The sequence below is a fragment of the Arcanobacterium wilhelmae genome (genome assembly GCF_029632765.1).
Taxonomy (GTDB): Bacteria; Actinomycetota; Actinomycetes; order Actinomycetales; family Actinomycetaceae; genus Arcanobacterium; species Arcanobacterium wilhelmae.
The window spans coordinates 1,410,213-1,427,656 of the sequence record NZ_CP121247.1 but is presented as its reverse complement, the minus strand read 5'-3'; the positions used below and the strand labels follow the sequence as shown (position 1 = coordinate 1,427,656).

General features: G+C 57.0%; 9 protein-coding genes and 3 rRNA genes. All 12 read left to right on the top strand.

What is annotated here, in order from left to right; genetic code table 11:
* Positions 1 to 27 precede the first annotated feature (27 nt).
* The 12 genes from gatC (at position 28) to pflA (ending at position 17,384) form a co-directional block, all read left to right on the top strand.
* A complete protein-coding gene (gene gatC, locus P8A24_RS06410) occupies positions 28 to 324 on the top strand; it encodes an Asp-tRNA(Asn)/Glu-tRNA(Gln) amidotransferase subunit GatC (RefSeq protein WP_278057786.1) in 297 nt (98 codons plus the stop codon).
* 4 nt (positions 325 to 328) lie between these two features.
* Entirely contained in the window at positions 329 to 1,831 is a 1,503-nt protein-coding gene (gene gatA / locus P8A24_RS06405) for an Asp-tRNA(Asn)/Glu-tRNA(Gln) amidotransferase subunit GatA (RefSeq protein ID WP_278057785.1), read from the top strand.
* Positions 1,831 to 3,324 carry an Asp-tRNA(Asn)/Glu-tRNA(Gln) amidotransferase subunit GatB gene (gene gatB / locus P8A24_RS06400; RefSeq protein ID WP_278057784.1) on the top strand — a complete coding sequence of 498 codons (1,494 nt, stop codon included), beginning with the start codon at positions 1,831 to 1,833 and terminating at the stop codon, positions 3,322 to 3,324. The genes gatA and gatB overlap by 1 nt, the downstream gene beginning before the upstream one ends.
* 683 nt (positions 3,325 to 4,007) lie before the next feature.
* Positions 4,008 to 5,534, top strand: a 16S ribosomal RNA gene (locus P8A24_RS06395).
* A 233-nt stretch (positions 5,535 to 5,767) separates the two neighbouring features.
* Positions 5,768 to 8,851 (top strand): 23S ribosomal RNA (locus P8A24_RS06390).
* 75 nt (positions 8,852 to 8,926) lie between these two features.
* A 5S ribosomal RNA gene (rrf, locus tag P8A24_RS06385) occupies positions 8,927 to 9,043 on the top strand.
* The 16S, 23S and 5S rRNA genes sit together here, the layout of an rRNA operon.
* A gap of 244 nt (positions 9,044 to 9,287) precedes the next feature.
* A complete protein-coding gene (locus tag P8A24_RS06380) occupies positions 9,288 to 10,022 on the top strand; it encodes a class I SAM-dependent methyltransferase (protein WP_278057783.1) in 735 nt (244 codons plus the stop codon).
* Positions 10,023 to 10,333: 311 nt separating this feature from the next.
* Positions 10,334 to 12,538, top strand: coding sequence for a hypothetical protein (locus P8A24_RS06375; RefSeq protein ID WP_278057782.1), 2,205 nt, complete (start codon positions 10,334 to 10,336; stop codon positions 12,536 to 12,538).
* A gap of 134 nt (positions 12,539 to 12,672) precedes the next feature.
* Positions 12,673 to 13,809: a branched-chain amino acid aminotransferase gene (locus P8A24_RS06370; RefSeq protein ID WP_370870585.1), complete on the top strand. Its 1,137-nt coding sequence runs from the start codon at positions 12,673 to 12,675 to the stop codon at positions 13,807 to 13,809.
* Positions 13,810 to 14,081: 272 nt separating this feature from the next.
* Positions 14,082 to 16,175 carry a formate C-acetyltransferase gene (gene pflB / locus P8A24_RS06365; protein ID WP_278057780.1) on the top strand — a complete coding sequence of 698 codons (2,094 nt, stop codon included), beginning with the start codon at positions 14,082 to 14,084 and terminating at the stop codon, positions 16,173 to 16,175.
* Positions 16,176 to 16,180: 5 nt separating this feature from the next.
* Positions 16,181 to 16,429 carry an autonomous glycyl radical cofactor GrcA2 gene (gene grcA2 / locus P8A24_RS06360; protein WP_370870584.1) on the top strand — a complete coding sequence of 83 codons (249 nt, stop codon included), beginning with the start codon at positions 16,181 to 16,183 and terminating at the stop codon, positions 16,427 to 16,429.
* 58 nt (positions 16,430 to 16,487) lie between these two features.
* The gene (pflA, locus tag P8A24_RS06355) at positions 16,488 to 17,384 is read left to right on the top strand and encodes a pyruvate formate-lyase-activating protein (protein ID WP_278057779.1); all 897 of its coding nucleotides are present in this window, start codon (positions 16,488 to 16,490) and stop codon (positions 17,382 to 17,384) included.
* The last annotated feature ends 60 nt before the right edge of the window (positions 17,385 to 17,444 follow it).

Genomic DNA, 17,444 nt, shown 5'->3' with positions numbered 1-17,444 from the left:
ATGAGATTGCGCAGTTAGAATGACGGTATGTCGACATTTTCTAAAGAAGAGGTCCAGCGTTTGGCGGACCTGGCGCGTATCGCGCTGACGGAAGAAGAAGTAGAACGGATGGCCGGCGAGTTTTCGGTGATCGCCGACGCCGTTGCCACCGTAGCAGAGGTTGCAGATTCGGATGTTCCGGCTACCTCTCACCCGATCGCGCTCACGAACGTGATGCGTGAGGACGTTGTGGGTGAAACCCTGGATCGTGATGAGGTTTTGGCGATGGCCCCGGATGCTGCTGATGGCAAGTTCCAGGTGCCTCAGATTTTGGGAGAGGAGTGAAGCCATGGAGTGGATGAAGAAGAATGCACACGAGCTAGCGGCGATGCTTCGCGCTGGCGAGGTCACGTCGGTTGAGCTTGTTGAAGGCTATCTTTCGCGCATCGAGAAGCTGAATGGCAAGATGAACGCGTTCCTGTTCGTGAACCGCGAGGGTGCGTTGGAAGCCGCGAAGGCTGTCGACGCCGATCGCGTAGCCGGCGTCGAGCTTCCGCCGTTCGCTGGTGTCCCGGTTGCGATCAAAGACAATATGTGTGAGCACGGCGTGCCAACCACGGCTGCATCGAAGATGCTCGAGGGCTGGAAGCCTCCCTACGACGCTACGGTGGTGATGAAACTGAAGGAAGCACGACTTCCGATTCTTGGCCACACGAATATGGACGAGTTCGCGATGGGCTCGTCCACGGAGCATTCGGCGTTCGGCCCCACACATAATCCGTGGGGCGAGAACCTGACTCCGGGTGGTTCCGGTGGTGGTAGCGCCGCGGCGGTTGCTGCCTATCTTGCGCCGTGGGCGTTGGGCTCGGATACGGGTGGTTCGATCCGCCAGCCGGGCGCGTTCACGGGAACTGTGGGCACGAAGCCCACGTATGGCGCGGTGTCGCGTTACGGCATTATTGCAATGGCGTCGTCGCTGGATCAGGTTGGTCCGGTTGCCCACACGGTTGCGGATGCGGCTGCGCTTCAGGAGATCGTTGGCGGCTACGATCATTTTGATTCGACGTCGCTGCGTGGCGTTTCTGAGGGACTCACGGTTGCTGCCGAGGCGGGCGCCGCGATGGACGATCTGTCGGGCGTACGTATCGGTCTGGTGGAGGAACTGGACGGCGAGGGTATCGACGAGGGCGTGCGCGAGGTGTTCCACGCGCGTCTCGATGCGCTCAAGGCTCGCGGCGCGGAAATTGTTCGCGTGTCGTGCCCGTCGTTCAAGTACACGATTGGCGCGTACTATCTGATCATGCCTGCGGAGATGAGTTCGAACTTGGCCCGTTACGACGGCGTTCGTTTCGGTAACCGCGTGCTCCCGAAGGAGGGCCCGGTTACTGCTGAGACGATGATGCGTGCGACGCGTGGAGAGAAGTTCGGCGACGAGGTAAAGCGGCGTATCCTGCTTGGTACCTACGCGTTGTCGGCCGGTAACTACGATCACTTCTATGGTGCTGCGCAGAAGGTGCGCACACTGATCCAGCGCGATCTGGAGGCGGCGTTCGAGAAGGCGGATGTGCTTCTTGCGCCGTCGGCGCCTACGGTTGCGTTCAAGTTTGGTGAGAAGATCGACGATCTGCTCGCGATGTACATGAATGATCTGACCACGATCCCGGCGAACCTTGCGGGTACGCCGGCGATGACGGTTCCGGCTGGCCTTTCCGAGGGGCTTCCGGTGGGCGTGCAGGTGCTTGCTCCTGCGAAGGAGGATGCTCGCATGTACAAGGTGGGCGCCGCGATTGAGCGCGATGTGGATGCGTCTGCTACCGCCACTCCGATTGAGACTTGGGAGGAGAACCTCTGATGGATGAACTGATGGAATACGAGGACGTGGTGGCACACTACGATCCGGTGCTGGGCATCGAGATTCACGTGGAGCTTGCGACGGATACGAAGATGTTCGACGCCGCGCCGAATGTGTTTGGTGGCGAGCCGAATACGTTCATTACCCCGGTTTCGCTGGGTCTTCCGGGGTCGTTGCCGGTGGTGAATAAGAAGGCGATCGAGTACGCGATTCGGCTCGGGTTGGCGCTGAACTGCAAGATCGCTGAGTCGTGCCGTTTTGCGCGTAAGAACTACTTCTACCCGGATTTGGCGAAGAACTTCCAGACGTCGCAGTCGGACGAACCGCTCGCATACGACGGCTACTTAGATGTTGAGCTCGACGACGGCGAGGTGTTCCGCGTTCCGATTGAGCGTGCGCATGTCGAGGAAGACGCTGGAAAGAACACTCACATCGGTGGCGAGGGCCGTATCCATGGTGCGGATCATTCGCAGGTGGATTACAACCGTGCTGGCGTGCCGCTGGTGGAAATCGTGACTCGCCCGATTGAGGGCACGGGTGCTCGCGCTGCAGAGGTTGCCGCAAAGTACGTTCAGACCGTGCGCGATATCGCTCGTGCTATTGGCGTGTCCGAGGCGCGTATGGAGCGTGGGAATGTCCGTGCGGATGTGAACGTGTCGCTGCGTAAGAGTCCGTCGGATCCGCTGGGTACTCGTACGGAGACCAAGAACGTAAACTCGTTCCGCGCGATCGAGAACGCAGTGCGCTACGAGCTCTCTCGCCAGGCTGCTGTGCTCGAGTTCGGCGAGAAGGTCTTCCAGGAGACCCGCCACTGGCAGGAAACCGATCAGAGCACACTCCCGGGACGCCCGAAGTCGGATGCGGACGATTACCGTTACTTCCCGGAGCCGGATCTGGTTCCTCTTGCTCCGTCGCGTGAATGGGTGGAGGAGATCCGCCAGTCGTTGCCGGAGCTCCCAGCTGCCAAGCGTAAGCGTTTGCAGCGCGAGTGGGGTATCACGGATCTCGAGATGCGCGATATCGTCAACGCCGAGGCTCTGACTATCATCGAAGATACGGTGACTGCGGGTGCAACATCTGCGGGTGCACGTAAGTGGTGGATGGGTGAGCTTGCCCGTTACGCGAAGGAGAACGAGCTCGCGCTTACCGATGTGCCGATGTCGATCGAGGATGTTGCGGCGGTGGATCGCATGGTTGCCGATGGCAAGCTCAACGATCGCCTGGCACGTAGCGCGATCGAGGGCGTACTGGCCGGCGAGGGCTCGCCTGAGGAGGTCGTGGCGAAGCGCGGCCTCGAGGTCGTATCGGATGATTCTGCATTGATCGCAGCCATTGAGGCGGCGATGGAGGCGAATCCGAAGGTCGTCGAGTCGATCAAGGGAGGCAATGCGAAGGCATCTGGCGCGATCGTGGGTGCCGTCATGAAGGCAACCCGCGGGCAGGCAGACGCGAAGCGTGTCAACGAACTGATTGCCGAAAAGCTCGGCCTCTGATCGAGCAACCGCTGTTCACATATTTGAACTCAGGGGCTCGATCAATCGAGGATTGATCGAGCAACATAGTTCAGATTCTGATCGAGCAAATAAATTCATCGCAAACGGGATGGGCCGGCGGGAAAACCCGCCGGCCCATCCCGCTATTTCATACGAAAAACCGGTGAAAACGAGCGCTGAATGACAGCCTACGCTTGCGTCAAGTTGAAACGGTGTAACGCCCGCCGCACAGGTAGTTTTTGGTGATGAATCAACGATTTAGGCGGAACGTGAAGAGCGACACGTGAATCTGCTTTGACCCGAGCAGGATTTCCTCCTAAAGTATTTACCTGTCGCCGGGAGCGAGTGAGTTTCTGGCGGGTTGGTTTTCCAAGGTTCTTGGGGTTCTGGTTTGACAGGATGTTTGAGGGTTTGGTAGGCTAGCGAAGTTGCTTCCTTGGGGGCTGGGTCCTGGTTGTGGGTCTGGTTGTCGGGGGTGAGTGTGTTGTTTGAGATCTCAATAGTGTGTCAGCTTTTTATGTCTGACCTTGACTGTTTTTGGTTGGGGTTGGTTTTTGTTTGGTCTGGCTGGGCTCGCGTTTTTGTGGGTTTGGTTGGGCTGTTTTTTATGCCAGTTTGTCTGGTTTTTTTGGAGCCGATTGGTTTTCTGAATTATTGATTGGAACCCTTGTGGTTTTGGTTTTTGTTTGGAGAGTTTGATCCTGGCTCAGGACGAACGCTGGCGGCGTGCTTAACACATGCAAGTCGAACGATGAAGCCGGAAGCTTGCTTTTGGTGGATTAGTGGCGAACGGGTGAGTAATACGTGAGTAACCTGCCCCCTTCTTTGGGATAAGCCTGGGAAACTGGGTCTAATACTGAATATTCTGCGCTGGCCGCATGGTTGGTGTTGGAAAGGTTTTTTCTGGTGGGGGATGGGCTCGCGGCCTATCAGCTTGTTGGTGGGGTGATGGCCTACCAAGGCGTCGACGGGTAGCCGGCCTGAGAGGGTGACCGGCCACATTGGGACTGAGATACGGCCCAGACTCCTACGGGAGGCAGCAGTGGGGAATATTGCACAATGGACGCAAGTCTGATGCAGCGACGCCGCGTGGGGGATGAAGGCTTTCGGGTTGTAAACTCCTTTTAACACTGAAGAAGCGAAAGTGACGGTAGGTGTTGAATAAGCGCCGGCTAACTACGTGCCAGCAGCCGCGGTAATACGTAGGGCGCGAGCGTTGTCCGGAATTATTGGGCGTAAAGAGCTCGTAGGCGGTTTGTCGCGTCTGCTGTGAAAGACCGGGGCTTAACTCCGGGGCTGCAGTGGGTACGGGCAGACTAGAGTGCGGTAGGGGTAACTGGAATTCCTGGTGTAGCGGTGGAATGCGCAGATATCAGGAGGAACACCGATGGCGAAGGCAGGTTACTGGGCCGTTACTGACGCTGAGGAGCGAAAGCATGGGGAGCGAACAGGATTAGATACCCTGGTAGTCCATGCCGTAAACGTTGGGCACTAGGTGTGGGGCCTTTTCCATGGGTTCTGCGCCGTAGCTAACGCATTAAGTGCCCCGCCTGGGGAGTACGGCCGCAAGGCTAAAACTCAAAGGAATTGACGGGGGCCCGCACAAGCGGCGGAGCATGCGGATTAATTCGATGCAACGCGAAGAACCTTACCAAGGCTTGACATACACCGGAATCATGCAGAGATGTGTGCGTCTTCGGACTGGTGTACAGGTGGTGCATGGTTGTCGTCAGCTCGTGTCGTGAGATGTTGGGTTAAGTCCCGCAACGAGCGCAACCCTTGTCTTGTGTTGCCAGCACGTGATGGTGGGGACTCACGAGAGACTGCCGGGGTTAACTCGGAGGAAGGTGGGGACGACGTCAAATCATCATGCCCCTTATGTCTTGGGCTTCACGCATGCTACAATGGCTGGTACAGAGGGTTGCGATCCTGTGAGGGTGAGCGAATCCCTTAAAGCCAGTCTCAGTTCGGATTGGGGTCTGCAACTCGACCCCATGAAGTCGGAGTCGCTAGTAATCGCAGATCAGCAACGCTGCGGTGAATACGTTCTCGGGCCTTGTACACACCGCCCGTCACGTCACGAAAGTTGGTAACACCCGAAGCCCGTGGCCTAACCCTTGTGGGGGGAGCGGTCGAAGGTGGGATTGGCGATTGGGACGAAGTCGTAACAAGGTAGCCGTACCGGAAGGTGCGGCTGGATCACCTCCTTTCTAAGGAGCCTATTTTCTCCTCGGTTTTTGTCTAGTGTTCGAGGGGGCCTCATGGATTGAGTGTTTGTGGGGTTGGGTTTTCTAGTGGAACATGGGAAGTTGGCATGCTGTTGGGTTCTGGGGTAACACCCTGTGCTACCTGTGATCATCTGCGGCCGTTGTGGTTGTGTGTGGTTGTGGTGTTGGTGTGGTGGTTGAGAATTGTATAGTGGACGCGAGCATCTTTTGGTTTTTTGTAAGTGTTCAAGGGCGTTCGGTGGATGCCTTGGCACATAGAGCCGATGAAGGACGTTGTTGCCTGCGATAAGCCTCGGGGAGTTGGCGAACGAGCTGTGATCCGAGGGTGTCCGAATGGGGAAACCTGGCCAGAGTTGTTTCTGGTGACCGCTGCCTGAATGTATAGGGTAGTTGGGGGTAACTCGGGGAAGTGAAACATCTCAGTACCCGGAGGAAAAGATATTCTGTGAGTAGTGGCGAGCGAAAGCGGATGAGGTTAAACCGGTTGTGTGTGATAGCCGTCGGGTGTTGCATGATCGGGGTTGTGGGACCTACTAGGAAAAACCGACGTTTTTCTAGCAAGTGAGAAACCAGCCATATAGTCGAAGCTGTTGGGAAGCAGTACCGCAGAGGGTGAGAGTCCCGTAGGTGAAATGTGGTTGGCTTGTTGTGGTGTTCCCGAGTAGCACGGGGCTCGTGGAATCTCGTGTGAATCTGCCCAGACCACTGGGTAAACCTAAATACTCTATGTGACCGATAGTGAATGAGTACCGTGAGGGAATGGTGAAAAGTACCCCGGGAGGGGAGTGAAATAGTACCTGAAACCGGACGCTTACAATCCGTCAGAGCCTTCTTGGTGGGGGTGATGGCGTGCCTTTTGAAGAATGAGCCTGCGAGTTAGTGGCATGTAGCGAGGTTAACCCGTGTGGGGGAGCCGTAGCGAAAGCGAGTTTTAAAATGCGATTTTGAGTTGCATGTCCTAGACCCGAAGCGGGGTGATCTACCCATGGCCAGTGTGAAGCACGTGTAAGAGCGTGTGGAGGCGCGAACCCACTTCAGTTGAAAATGGAGGGGATGAGCTGTGGGTAGGGGTGAAAGGCCAATCAAACTCCGTGATAGCTGGTTCTCCCCGAAATGCATTTAGGTGCAGCGTCGCGTGTTGCTTGGTGGAGGTAGAGCGACTGGATGGCTGATGGCCCTTACCCGGGTACTGACGTCAGCCAAACTCCGAATGCCATCAATGTTGAGCGCGGCAGTGAGACTGCGGGGGATAAGCTCCGTAGTCGAGAGGGAAACAGCCCAGACCGCCGGTTAAGGCCCCTAAGCGTGTGCTAAGTGGGAAAGGATGTGGAGTTGCTGTGACAACCAGGAGGTTGGCTTAGAAGCAGCCACCCTTGAAAGAGTGCGTAATAGCTCACTGGTCAAGTGATTCTGCGCCGACAATGTAGCGGGGCTAAGTACACCGCCGAAACCGCGGCAAACAATTTTTTGTTTGGGTAGGGGAGCGTCGTGCGTGAGGTGAAGCAGTCAGGGAACTGGTTGTGGATTTCGTACGAGTGAGAATGCAGGCATGAGTAGCGAATGATGGGTGAGAATCCCGTCCGCCGAATGACTAAGGGTTCCAGGGCCAGGTTGTTCCGCCCTGGGTTAGTCGGGTCCTAAGGCGAGGCCGACAGGCGTAGTCGATGGGCAACCGGTTGTTATTCCGGTACCGGCGAAGGACCGTCCAATGCTGAAGCTTGTGATACTAACCATCCAAACCACGCTCTTTTCCTTCGGGATTGGGGTTGTGGGGAGCGTGGGACCTGAACTTGTGTGTAGGCAAGCGTGTTAACAGGGGTGACGCAGAGTGGTAGCTTCCGCGTGGCTAATGGCTTGCCACGTTTAACAGCGCAGCCCGTTTCCTAGGCAAATCCGGGAAACAATTTCAGGGTGAGGCTGGATGATGACCCACAGTGGTGGGGAAGTAGAGTGATCCTGTGCTGCCAAGAAAAGCCTCGACGCGAGGTCCGAGCCGCCCGTACCCTAAACCGACACAGGTAGTCGAGCAGAGTATGCTAAGGCGTTCGAGAGAATCGTGGTTAAGGAACTCGGCAAAATGCCCCCGTAACTTCGGAAGAAGGGGGGCCTGATCCTTGAAGCACCTTGCGTGCTAGGGGTGATGGCCGCAGAAACCAGGGAGAAGCGACTGTTTATCAAAAACACAGGTCCGTGCGAACACGTAAGTGGATGTATACGGACTGACGCCTGCCCGGTGCTGGAAGGTTAAGAGGAACGGTTAAACACGTGTGTTGAAGCTGTGAATTTAAGCCCCAGTAAACGGCGGTGGTAACTATAACCATCCTAAGGTAGCGAAATTCCTTGTCGGGTAAGTTCCGACCTGCACGAATGGCGTAACGACTTCTCCACTGTCTCAACCGCGAACTCGGTGAAATTGCATTACGAGTAAAGATGCTCGTTACGCGCAGAAGGACGGAAAGACCCCGGGACCTTTACTATAGCTTGGTATTGGTGTTTGGTACGGCTTGTGTAGGATAGGTGGGAGACTGTGAAGCATGCACGCCAGTGTGTGTGGAGTCATTGTTGAAATACCACTCTGGTTGTGCCGGATGTCTAACCTTGGACCATGATCTGGTTCAGGGACAGTGCCTGGTGGGTAGTTTAACTGGGGCGGTTGCCTCCTAAAATGTAACGGAGGCGCTCAAAGGTTCCCTCAGCCTGGTTGGTAATCAGGTGGCGAGTGCAAGTGTACAAGGGAGCTTGACTGTGAGACTGACAGGTCGAGCAGGTGCGAAAGCAGGAACTAGTGATCCGGCGGTGGCTTGTGGAAGCGCCGTCGCTCAACGGATAAAAGGTACCCCGGGGATAACAGGCTGATCCTGCCCAAGAGTTCATATCGACGGCATGGTTTGGCACCTCGATGTCGGCTCGTCGCATCCTGGGGCTGGAGTAGGTCCCAAGGGTTGGGCTGTTCGCCCATTAAAGCGGCACGCGAGCTGGGTTCAGAACGTCGTGAGACAGTTCGGTCCCTATCCTCTGCGCGCGTAGGAAACTTGAAAAGGGCTGTCCCTAGTACGAGAGGACCGGGATGGACGAACCTCTGGTGTGCCAGTTGTTCCGCCAGGAGCATGGCTGGTTGGCTACGTTCGGAAGGGATAACCGCTGAAAGCATCTAAGCGGGAAGCCTGCTTTAAGATAAGGTTTCCAAACACCCTTCGTGGTGTGTGAGGCCCCCTAAAGACGATAGGGTTGATAGGCCAGACGTGGAAGGCAAGTAATTGCTGGAGCTGACTGGTACTAATGGCCAACCACTGACAAAAAGATAAAACGAGATTGCCTCGCGTCCCCTATACAATTCTGGACCACCAAACACACAGTGTTTGCTCCACCCGTTTGACGGTGGCTATAGCGGTAGGGATCCGCCCGGTCCCATTCCGAACCCGGAAGCTAAGCCTACCAGCGCCGATGGTACTGCACTCGCGAGGGTGTGGGAGAGTAGGACACCGCCGTCATCAAACTTCATAAAAAGTCCCCCGCACACGCGGGGGACTTTTTCATCCCCAGCCAAGCCAGCGCGCAAGCCACAACTCTGTTGTCACTGCGTGTTTAACAATAGCCGCCGCTAGCGCGCGGGCTTCTTCTTTTGGTTTCACAACCGCGTCCACAATACGATTTCACTATGGTTTTGCGCAGCACCCTGACACGCAACGCTCGCAGACATTAAGGCACGGGTGGCTGCATACAGGAAGGAACTGCATGAATCCCTATCAGCTTGACGGTGTCGACGCTGGAACTTATGTGGACGTGCGTCCGTCCTATCCAGAGTGTCTTGTTGATTCACTTGTGGCTGGCCTGCCACCATCTGCCCGCGTGATCGATATGGGTGCTGGCACAGGGAAACTCACCCGTCAGTTGCTTGAGCGTGGATTTTCGGTGGTCGCTATTGAGCCTTCGGAGCTGATGCTCGAGGGTCTGTATCGGCTCAAGCAGAGTTTCGGTGACCGTCTCGCCGTCGTCGAAGCTTCAGCAGAATCGACGTCTTTGGAACGTCACGCGTTCGACCTTGTGGTCTTCAGTCAGTCTTGGCATTGGGTCGCTACTCGTGAGGCCACAAACGAGGCATTCAGGTTACTCAAAAAGGACGGAAAGCTCGCCGCCGTCTACAATCAACTCGATGTGAGTTTCCCATGGGTCAAGCGTTTGACGCGCATCATGCGATCAGGAGATGTTCATAGGCTGACGAAGCCGCCGCAGTGGGGGAGACGTTTCTCTTTGCCGTCGCTCGCCCTCGACTCCTGGGTTCAGTATCTTGCGCCTGACGAGCTTCGGCAGCTAGGTACGACACGCGCCTCCTGGATCAAATCAACTGGAGAAAACCGGACGAGAATGCGTGCGAACCTAGATCGGTACCTCGATGAAATGGGTTACCACGAGGACAACCTAATCGAGCTTCCGTATCTGTCTTTTTCCTGGTCTTCGGACAGAAAATGAGGAAAGAGTTCCGTAGGGGCGGATTCTCATGACTGTAGAACATTTGTGCGCGATCATGTATTGTGGTTTCTGTGAAGGAAGAGCACATCAATTTCTCAGAATCCTCAGAGCCGCGCAGATACCCGATCGCCACCCGCGTTATCGCGGCAATCGCCGTAGTTTCATTGATTGCAGGCAGTGTGATGATTGCGGCATTAATGGCAATGTAATGATGTCTCTGGCATAATTGGTGGGAGAACTTTAAGGCTTTTTTCAATTTCTCACCAGAATGCCTTCAGCGATTATTAGTTCTTGGTTCGGAAGGGGGACGTATGCGTAAGAAGACCGCTTTTGTATCTGCGGCAATGTTATCGTGTGCCGTTTTCTCCTTCCCAAGTGCCGTCGCCTATGCAGACATGGTTGATGCGCATGAATTTGCGATGCCACAGAGCATGATCGCGTCGCAACGGAGCGCTTTCGAGGATTGGCGGTTGCTCCTAGATACGACGGAGGCGGCATCCACCAAGATGAGCCGCGATCGCATCTTCTCTGGCGATGTTTCCGCTGCTGAGCCAGTCTCTGTTCTTTTCAACTCGACTCTCTTTGCAGATTATGGCGACGCTCCGGTATACATCCATCTTTATGATGCTACGACTGGCATGCACATTGCTGTTGTGGATTCTGAGGCGGTTGAGTCTGGCTGGACTGCGTCTTTTGGTCTTCTTCCGGAGGGGCGTTACGGCGTCCTCGCGGTGGGAATGGATGTCTTTTCGATCAGCGAGTTTTCTGTAACGATGCCGTCGGTGTCGGTGGGGTCGACGTCGGGTTCTGTTGCGTATGATCCGAGCCAGCCGGTATCGACGCAGGTTTCTGCGGAAGTTGTTGGTCCACAGCTCACTCCGTCGGTTTCGCCGTCGGCTACCGAGTCGGTGTCGGCGGGGTCGACGTCGGGTTCTGTTGCGTATGATCCGAGCCAGCCGGTATCGACGCAGGTTTCTGCGGAAGTTGTTGGTCCACAGCTCACTCCGTCGGTTTCGCCGTCGGCTACCGAGTCAGCTGGCCTCCCGTGGATTGATCTTGTTCCGGCTACTCCGATTCCGGGTGTGACGGAAACTCCAAACGTGACGGCTGAGCCAACCGTTTCTGTTGAGCCCACCGTTTCTGTTGAACCGACTGTTCCCGGTGAGCCGACTGTGCCCGTTCCGAGCGAGTCTGCTTCGGTTTTTGTTCCGTGGATTGATCTTGTTCCGGCTACTCCGATTCCGGGTGTGACGGAAACTCCAAACGTGACGGCTGAGCCAACCGTTTCTGTTGAGCCCACCGTTTCTGTTGAACCGACTGTGCCCGTTGAGCCGACTGTGCCCGTTGAGCCAACGGTTTCTGTTGAGCCGACTGAGCCTGCTCCGAGCGAGTCGGCTTCGGTGTTTGTTCCGTGGATTGATCTTGTTCCGGCTACTCCGATTCCGGGTGCCAGCGAGTCTCCGAGCGCTCCTGTGCAGCCGATTATGCCAACCCCAACCTCGCAGGCTTCGGCTTCTCCGACAGATGCCGCTACCGAGGGCCCGTCGGACACGCCACTTGTTCCACTGACACCGGCCGATACAGGCGCGCCGTCTGCGCCTGCTGTCACCGTTGAGCCAACGGTTTCTGCGCCGACGACGGCGCCGTCGGGGACTCCGTTGATTCCGCTTACCCCGGCGCAGACTCCGGCGTCGACCCCGTGGGCGACGATCGTTCCTGCGCCTGCGGGCGAGTCTCTCGCACCTTCCGCCCCCTCTGAGAGCGGTGCGCAGGCCCAGCCTTCGTCGCCAGAGGTTGTCTTGACTTTCGATGCCTCGAAGAAGACGGATACGCCCAAGCGCGGGCATGCCCGTCCGATTCCAGCTCGGCCGACACTGGCTCAGCAGTCGCTGCCCGCGCAGCAGTCGCAGTCGCACTCTGAGCAACCTGCCCAGCAACAGGATCCTCAGCTACGACCGGCTCAACCGGCTGGTGGGGCTGTCGCAGGCGATCAGAATGCGGGCGCCCACCAGGGCGGCTCCACGCAGGCTTCGCATGCGGGCGCGGACGTTCCTCACGAGCAGGGGGCGGGTGCGCATATTCCGTCTGGGGAAACACTTCAAGGAATCGGAAACTCGTCCGCTGGGTCTGCACAGTCACAGGCTGATCACCAGCCGCATGGTCCTGAGGAAGTGGGAACAGTTGACCAGAACGCCACCGCAGATGTCGCTGATCGCGGCGATAACGCGGCGGACAGCCCATTACGAGGTGATACGCAAACTCGCGCGGGTGCCCACCAGCGCATTCAGGCAGCAGACCCAGTGTCGAGCGGGGCTAAAGATCATCTCGCTGTGACGAAGCAGGGTGATAATACCTCTACCCAGGCTGGCCCGCAGCCAGCGGTGCTTGTCTTTGACGGTCCGAAGGCGTCGCGTAGCCTGGACTCGGCCGCTACCCCATTGCTTATTGGCGCGGCCGCCGTGGTGGTACTGACCGGTGCGGGCGCTGGAGTCGCACTTTATCGCTGGCGTCCGTGATCTTCGGTAGGATACCGGCCACACGGGTCGCCTGACTTTGCGACGCTCTTCACGAAATTTCTCCCTCGGGCGTTCCCTGCGATGTTCTCCAGGATCGTCGTATACGCTAACTCGTAACGATCCGTTCGGGCGATATGGAGAGACAAGTGCAAGAAGAGCTGGAAAATATTTCTGCTAGGCCGATCGCTTCGGCTGATTCCCTCGCGCAGAAGTTTATGTTTGTTCAGGGGCAGGAAGCCTCGGACGACGTCGTGCGCGAGCTGAAGGCGAACCCTGGTTTCGGCAACGCTTTCGCCGACTATATGGCGCGTGCAACGTGGACGGGCCAGCAGTGGGAGAACCCGTCGGTTGTACCGTATGGGCCAATTTCGCTTGACCCCGCAGGCTCTGTCCTCCACTACGGACAGGAGATCTTCGAGGGCTTGAAGGCATACCGACACGAGGATGGTTCGGTGTGGACGTTCCGGCCAACTTATAACGCTGCACGCTTGAACATGTCGGCCCGGCGCCTGGCGATCCCGGAGCTTCCAGTGGAAGATTTTGTTGCCTCGATCGTCTCGGTCGTGCGGGCTAACGAGCGTTGGGTGCCGTCCGAGATGGGGACGTCGCTCTATCTTCGCCCATTCACCTTCGCGTCGGAGGCATTTCTTGGCGTGCGTGCAGCGACGAAGTACGAGTACATGGTCGTGGCGTCTCCAGCGTCTGCCTATTTTGGCGATGGAGTGAAGGCGATTGACGTATGGGTGGATCGCACGTACCATCGTGCGGGCCCGGGTGGTATGGGAAACGTGAAGACGGGCGGTAACTACGCTGCGTCGCTTCTGCCGAAGTTGGTGAGCCACGACGCCGGCTTTGATGAGGTGCTGTTCCTGGACGCTGCAACGAACACGAACCTCGACGAGCTCGGTGGCATGAACGTGTTCGTTGTGTATGCCGATGGCCATGTTGAGACCCCGGCGTTATCCGGCAATATCTTGCCGGGAGCCACAAGATCGTCGATTCTTCAGCTTCTCCGCGCCCGAGGTGTCGATGCGCGTGAAACCACTATTTCGCTCCAGTCGGTGATTGACGGCGTCAAGTCTGGTGACGTTGCTGAAATGTTTGCCTGCGGAACGGCGGCTGTGGTGGCGCCGATCGGTCGGCTCGCGTCGGACGATTTCGATGTACGTCTACCCGGAGGTGACGTCGTCCAGTCGGTGTACGAGGAGTTGGTAGGTATCCAGATGGGCCGTGTGGAGGACCGCTTCGGATGGTGCTATCGGATCTGCTAGGGCAGAAAGTCCTGGGGCTGTTGGTGGGGGTGTTCGTACGCGAACGCCCCCACTTTTTTGGCGGTACTAGCACATGTTTTGCGCCAATGCGTGCAATGTGTCCGAGAGGACTATTTGGGACTTGAGTCCATATCGTGTGATGCGGAACATGCCCAAAGTGCGATCGGTAAGAAAAAGTATCGTGGCTTACACGGTTTTTTCTGGACTAAACCAAAAATTCTCATAAGAATGGAAATGAACACGAAGCACGTCGAGTCCAAAGGAGAAAGCTCATGAGTGCAACTGTTGAAGCCGATGCCAAGTACGCTGAGGCGTGGGAAGGCTTCCAGGGCGGCCACTGGCAGGAGGCCGTGGATGTCCGCGACTTCATCCAGAAGAACTACACCCCGTACGAGGGCGATGCGTCGTTCCTCGCTCCTTCCACCGAGAAGACCCTGCGCCTCTGGGATCATCTCGAGAAGAACTACCTGTCGGTTGAGCGTAAGCGCCGCGTTTACGACGTTGATACGCACACTCCGGCCGATATTGATGCTTTCAAGCCTGGCTATATCTCGGAAGACGACGATGTGATCGTCGGCCTGCAGTCCGATACTCCGCTCAAGCGCGTCATGATGCCGAACGGTGGCTGGCGCATGGTTGCGACCGCTCTTGCCGAGGCTGGCAAGGAAGTCGATCCGGACGTCGAGAAGATCTTTACCAAGTACCGCAAGACCCACAATGACGGTGTGTTCGATATCTACACTCCGAACATTCGCGCGGCTCGTTCGTCGCACATCATCACTGGCCTTCCGGACGCATACGGTCGTGGCCGTATCATCGGTGATTATCGACGTGTAGCTCTCTACGGTGTGGATTACCTCATCAACGAGAAGCTGAAGGATAAGGATCTTAACGCTGACGAGCCGTTTAGCGAGCACTGGGCACGCGATCGTGAGGAGATCTCGGAGCAGATCAAGGCTCTGAAGAAACTCAAGAAGATGGCTGCTGATTACGGTTTCGACATTTCGGGCCCGGCAACCACTGCGAAGGAAGCAGTCCAGTGGACCTACTTCGCTTACCTCGGCTCGGTGAAGTCGCAGGACGGCGCAGCTATGTCGTTCGGCCGACTTTCCGGCTTCTTCGATTCCTACTTCGAGCGTGATTTCGCTCGTGGAATTCTGACCGAGTCTGAGGCTCAGGAGATCATTGAGGCTCTCGTTGTGAAGCTGCGCATCGTGCGCTTCCTTCGTACCGAGGCCTACGATCAGATCTTCTCCGGCGATCCGTACTGGGCTACCTGGTCCGACGGCGGTACCGGCGAAGATGGCCGCACCCTGGTGACGAAGACCTCCTTCCGTCTCCTCCAGACCCTCATGAACCTCGGTCCGGCTCCGGAGCCGAACATCACGATCTTCTGGTCGAAGAAGCTCCCGGAGGGCTACAAGGAGTTCTGTGCAAAGGTGTCGATCGAGACTTCCTCGGTGCAGTACGAGTCCGATGAGCAGATCACCGCTCAGTGGGGCGATGACGCCGCGATCGCGTGCTGCGTGTCCCCGATGCGCGTTGGCAAGCAGATGCAGCTCTTCGGTGCTCGCGTGAACTCGGCGAAGGCTCTTCTGTACGCTATCAACGGTGGCCGCGATGAGATGTCTGGAAAGCAGATCGTTAGCGGTTTCGAGCCGATTCAGGGTGATGGCCCGCTCGACTTCGACGAGGTCTGGGACAAGTACGAGAAGATGCTCGACTGGGTCGTTGGTACCTACGTTGAGGCTCTCAACATCATCCACTACACCCATGATCGCTACGCTTACGAGTCGCTCGAGATGGCTCTGCACGATTCGAAGATCCTGCGCACCATGGGTTGTGGCATTGCAGGTCTGTCGATCGTGGCTGACTCGCTCTCCGCGATCAAGTACGCGAAGGTGACCCCGATCCGCGACGAGACCGGCCTCGTGGTCGACTACAAGACCGAGGGCGATTTCCCGCTCTACGGCAACGATGATGACCGCGCTGACGACATCGCCGCAACGGTTGTCCACACGGTGATGCAGAAGATCCGCGCGATCAAGCTTTACCGCAACGCTCTTCCGACTCAGTCCGTGCTGACCATTACGTCGAACGTGGTCTACGGTAAGAACACCGGAAACTTCCCGTCGGGACACCGTGCGGGAACGCCGTTCGCACCTGGTGCAAACCCGGAGAACGGCATGGATACTCACGGAATGCTCTCCTCGATGCTTTCGGTGGGTAAGCTCAACTATCAGGACGCCCTCGACGGCATCTCCCTGACAAACACCATCGTGCCGTCCTCGCTCGGACGCACGCTGGACGAACAAGTCACCAACCTTGTTGGCATCATGGATGCCGGCTTCATTAAGAAGGATTGATAATTATGACCAAGACCTATGCAGAGCGCCTCGAAGAGATGAAGGCAGCCCGCGTCGAGAACGGTGGAGTTCAGGGTCTTTACCACGCGAACATCAACGTTCTCAACCGTGAGACCCTCGAGGACGCCATGGAGAACCCGGAGAAGTACCCGCAGCTGACCGTTCGCGTGTCGGGCTACGCGGTGAACTTTGTGAAGCTCACCCGCGAGCAGCAGCTCGACGTGCTTTCCCGCACCTTCCACCAGGGCATGTGATTCCTGGATTCGAAGTAGCGTTAAGCTAACCAACACATAACGAAAGGATCGGGACGATATGACCGAATTTGATGCTCGAGTTTATTTTGGCTCTGAAGGATCAACCGGAGAATATCGTCCCGATCCTCTCGATTATGAGGTTCCGCGCCTGAGCGGCGCTGGAACCGCAGGCATCGAGGCTGCAGGAGAGATGAGCCACGAGGAACATCTCGCTGCCGTGCGCGCTGGCGAGATCGGCTCGATCCACTCATGGGAGCTCGTTACAGCGATGGACGGCCCCGGCACCCGTATGACGGTGTTCATGGCCGGTTGCCCGCTTCGTTGCCTTTACTGCCACAATCCCGATACGTTCAAGATGAAGGATGGCACGGCGATTCGTGCTCAAGACCTTCTCGATCGCATCAAGCGTTACGTTCCTGTGTTCAAAGCGTCGAACGGCGGAGTGACATTCTCCGGTGGGGAAGTCCTCATGCAACCTGCCTTCCTCAAGCGCGTGCTCAAGCCGTTGAAGGAATGGGGGGTACATGTCGCACTTGATACGTCTGGCTTCCTCGGCCGCAACTTGACGGACGAGATGATGGAGAACGTCGACATGGTTCTCTTGGACATCAAATCGGGGGACGAAGAAACATACCAGCGGGTCACGGGACGTTCGCTTCAGCCAACCATCGATTTTGCAAAGCGGCTCGAGGCAGCCGGCGTCGAAGTTTGGGTGCGTTTCGTTCTGATCCCGGGGCTTACTGACGATCCGCAGAATATTGAGAACGTCGCAAAGCTCGCGTCGTCGATCGCCACTGTTTCCCGAATAGAGGTCCTTCCGTTCCACCAGATGGCGAAGGATAAGTGGTCGAACCTGGGTCTGGAATACCAGCTCAAGGATGTCGAGCCGCCGTCGAAGGAAGCGACGGAAGCGGTGCGCGAAGTCTTCCGCAAGTACGGAAAGACGGTCTACTAGCCGATCGTTTCTGTGCGAGCGTCACAATACGTGTTGTGGGTGGGCAGTGCCCACCCACAT

Excerpts from the sequence above, each read along its gene's own strand:
- pflB (WP_278057780.1), top strand. The coding sequence starts at position 14,082 with ATGAGTGCAACTGTTGAAGCCGATGCCAAGTACGCTGAGGCGTGGGAA.
- P8A24_RS06375 (WP_278057782.1), top strand. The coding sequence starts at position 10,334 with ATGCGTAAGAAGACCGCTTTTGTATCTGCGGCAATGTTATCGTGTGCC.
- gatB (WP_278057784.1), top strand. The coding sequence starts at position 1,831 with ATGGATGAACTGATGGAATACGAGGACGTGGTGGCACACTACGATCCG.
- gatA (WP_278057785.1), top strand. The coding sequence starts at position 329 with ATGGAGTGGATGAAGAAGAATGCACACGAGCTAGCGGCGATGCTTCGC.
- P8A24_RS06380 (WP_278057783.1), top strand. The coding sequence starts at position 9,288 with ATGAATCCCTATCAGCTTGACGGTGTCGACGCTGGAACTTATGTGGAC.
- pflA (WP_278057779.1), top strand. The coding sequence starts at position 16,488 with ATGACCGAATTTGATGCTCGAGTTTATTTTGGCTCTGAAGGATCAACC.
- gatC (WP_278057786.1), top strand. The coding sequence starts at position 28 with ATGTCGACATTTTCTAAAGAAGAGGTCCAGCGTTTGGCGGACCTGGCG.
- P8A24_RS06370 (WP_370870585.1), top strand. The coding sequence starts at position 12,673 with ATGGAGAGACAAGTGCAAGAAGAGCTGGAAAATATTTCTGCTAGGCCG.
- grcA2 (WP_370870584.1), top strand. The coding sequence starts at position 16,181 with ATGACCAAGACCTATGCAGAGCGCCTCGAAGAGATGAAGGCAGCCCGC.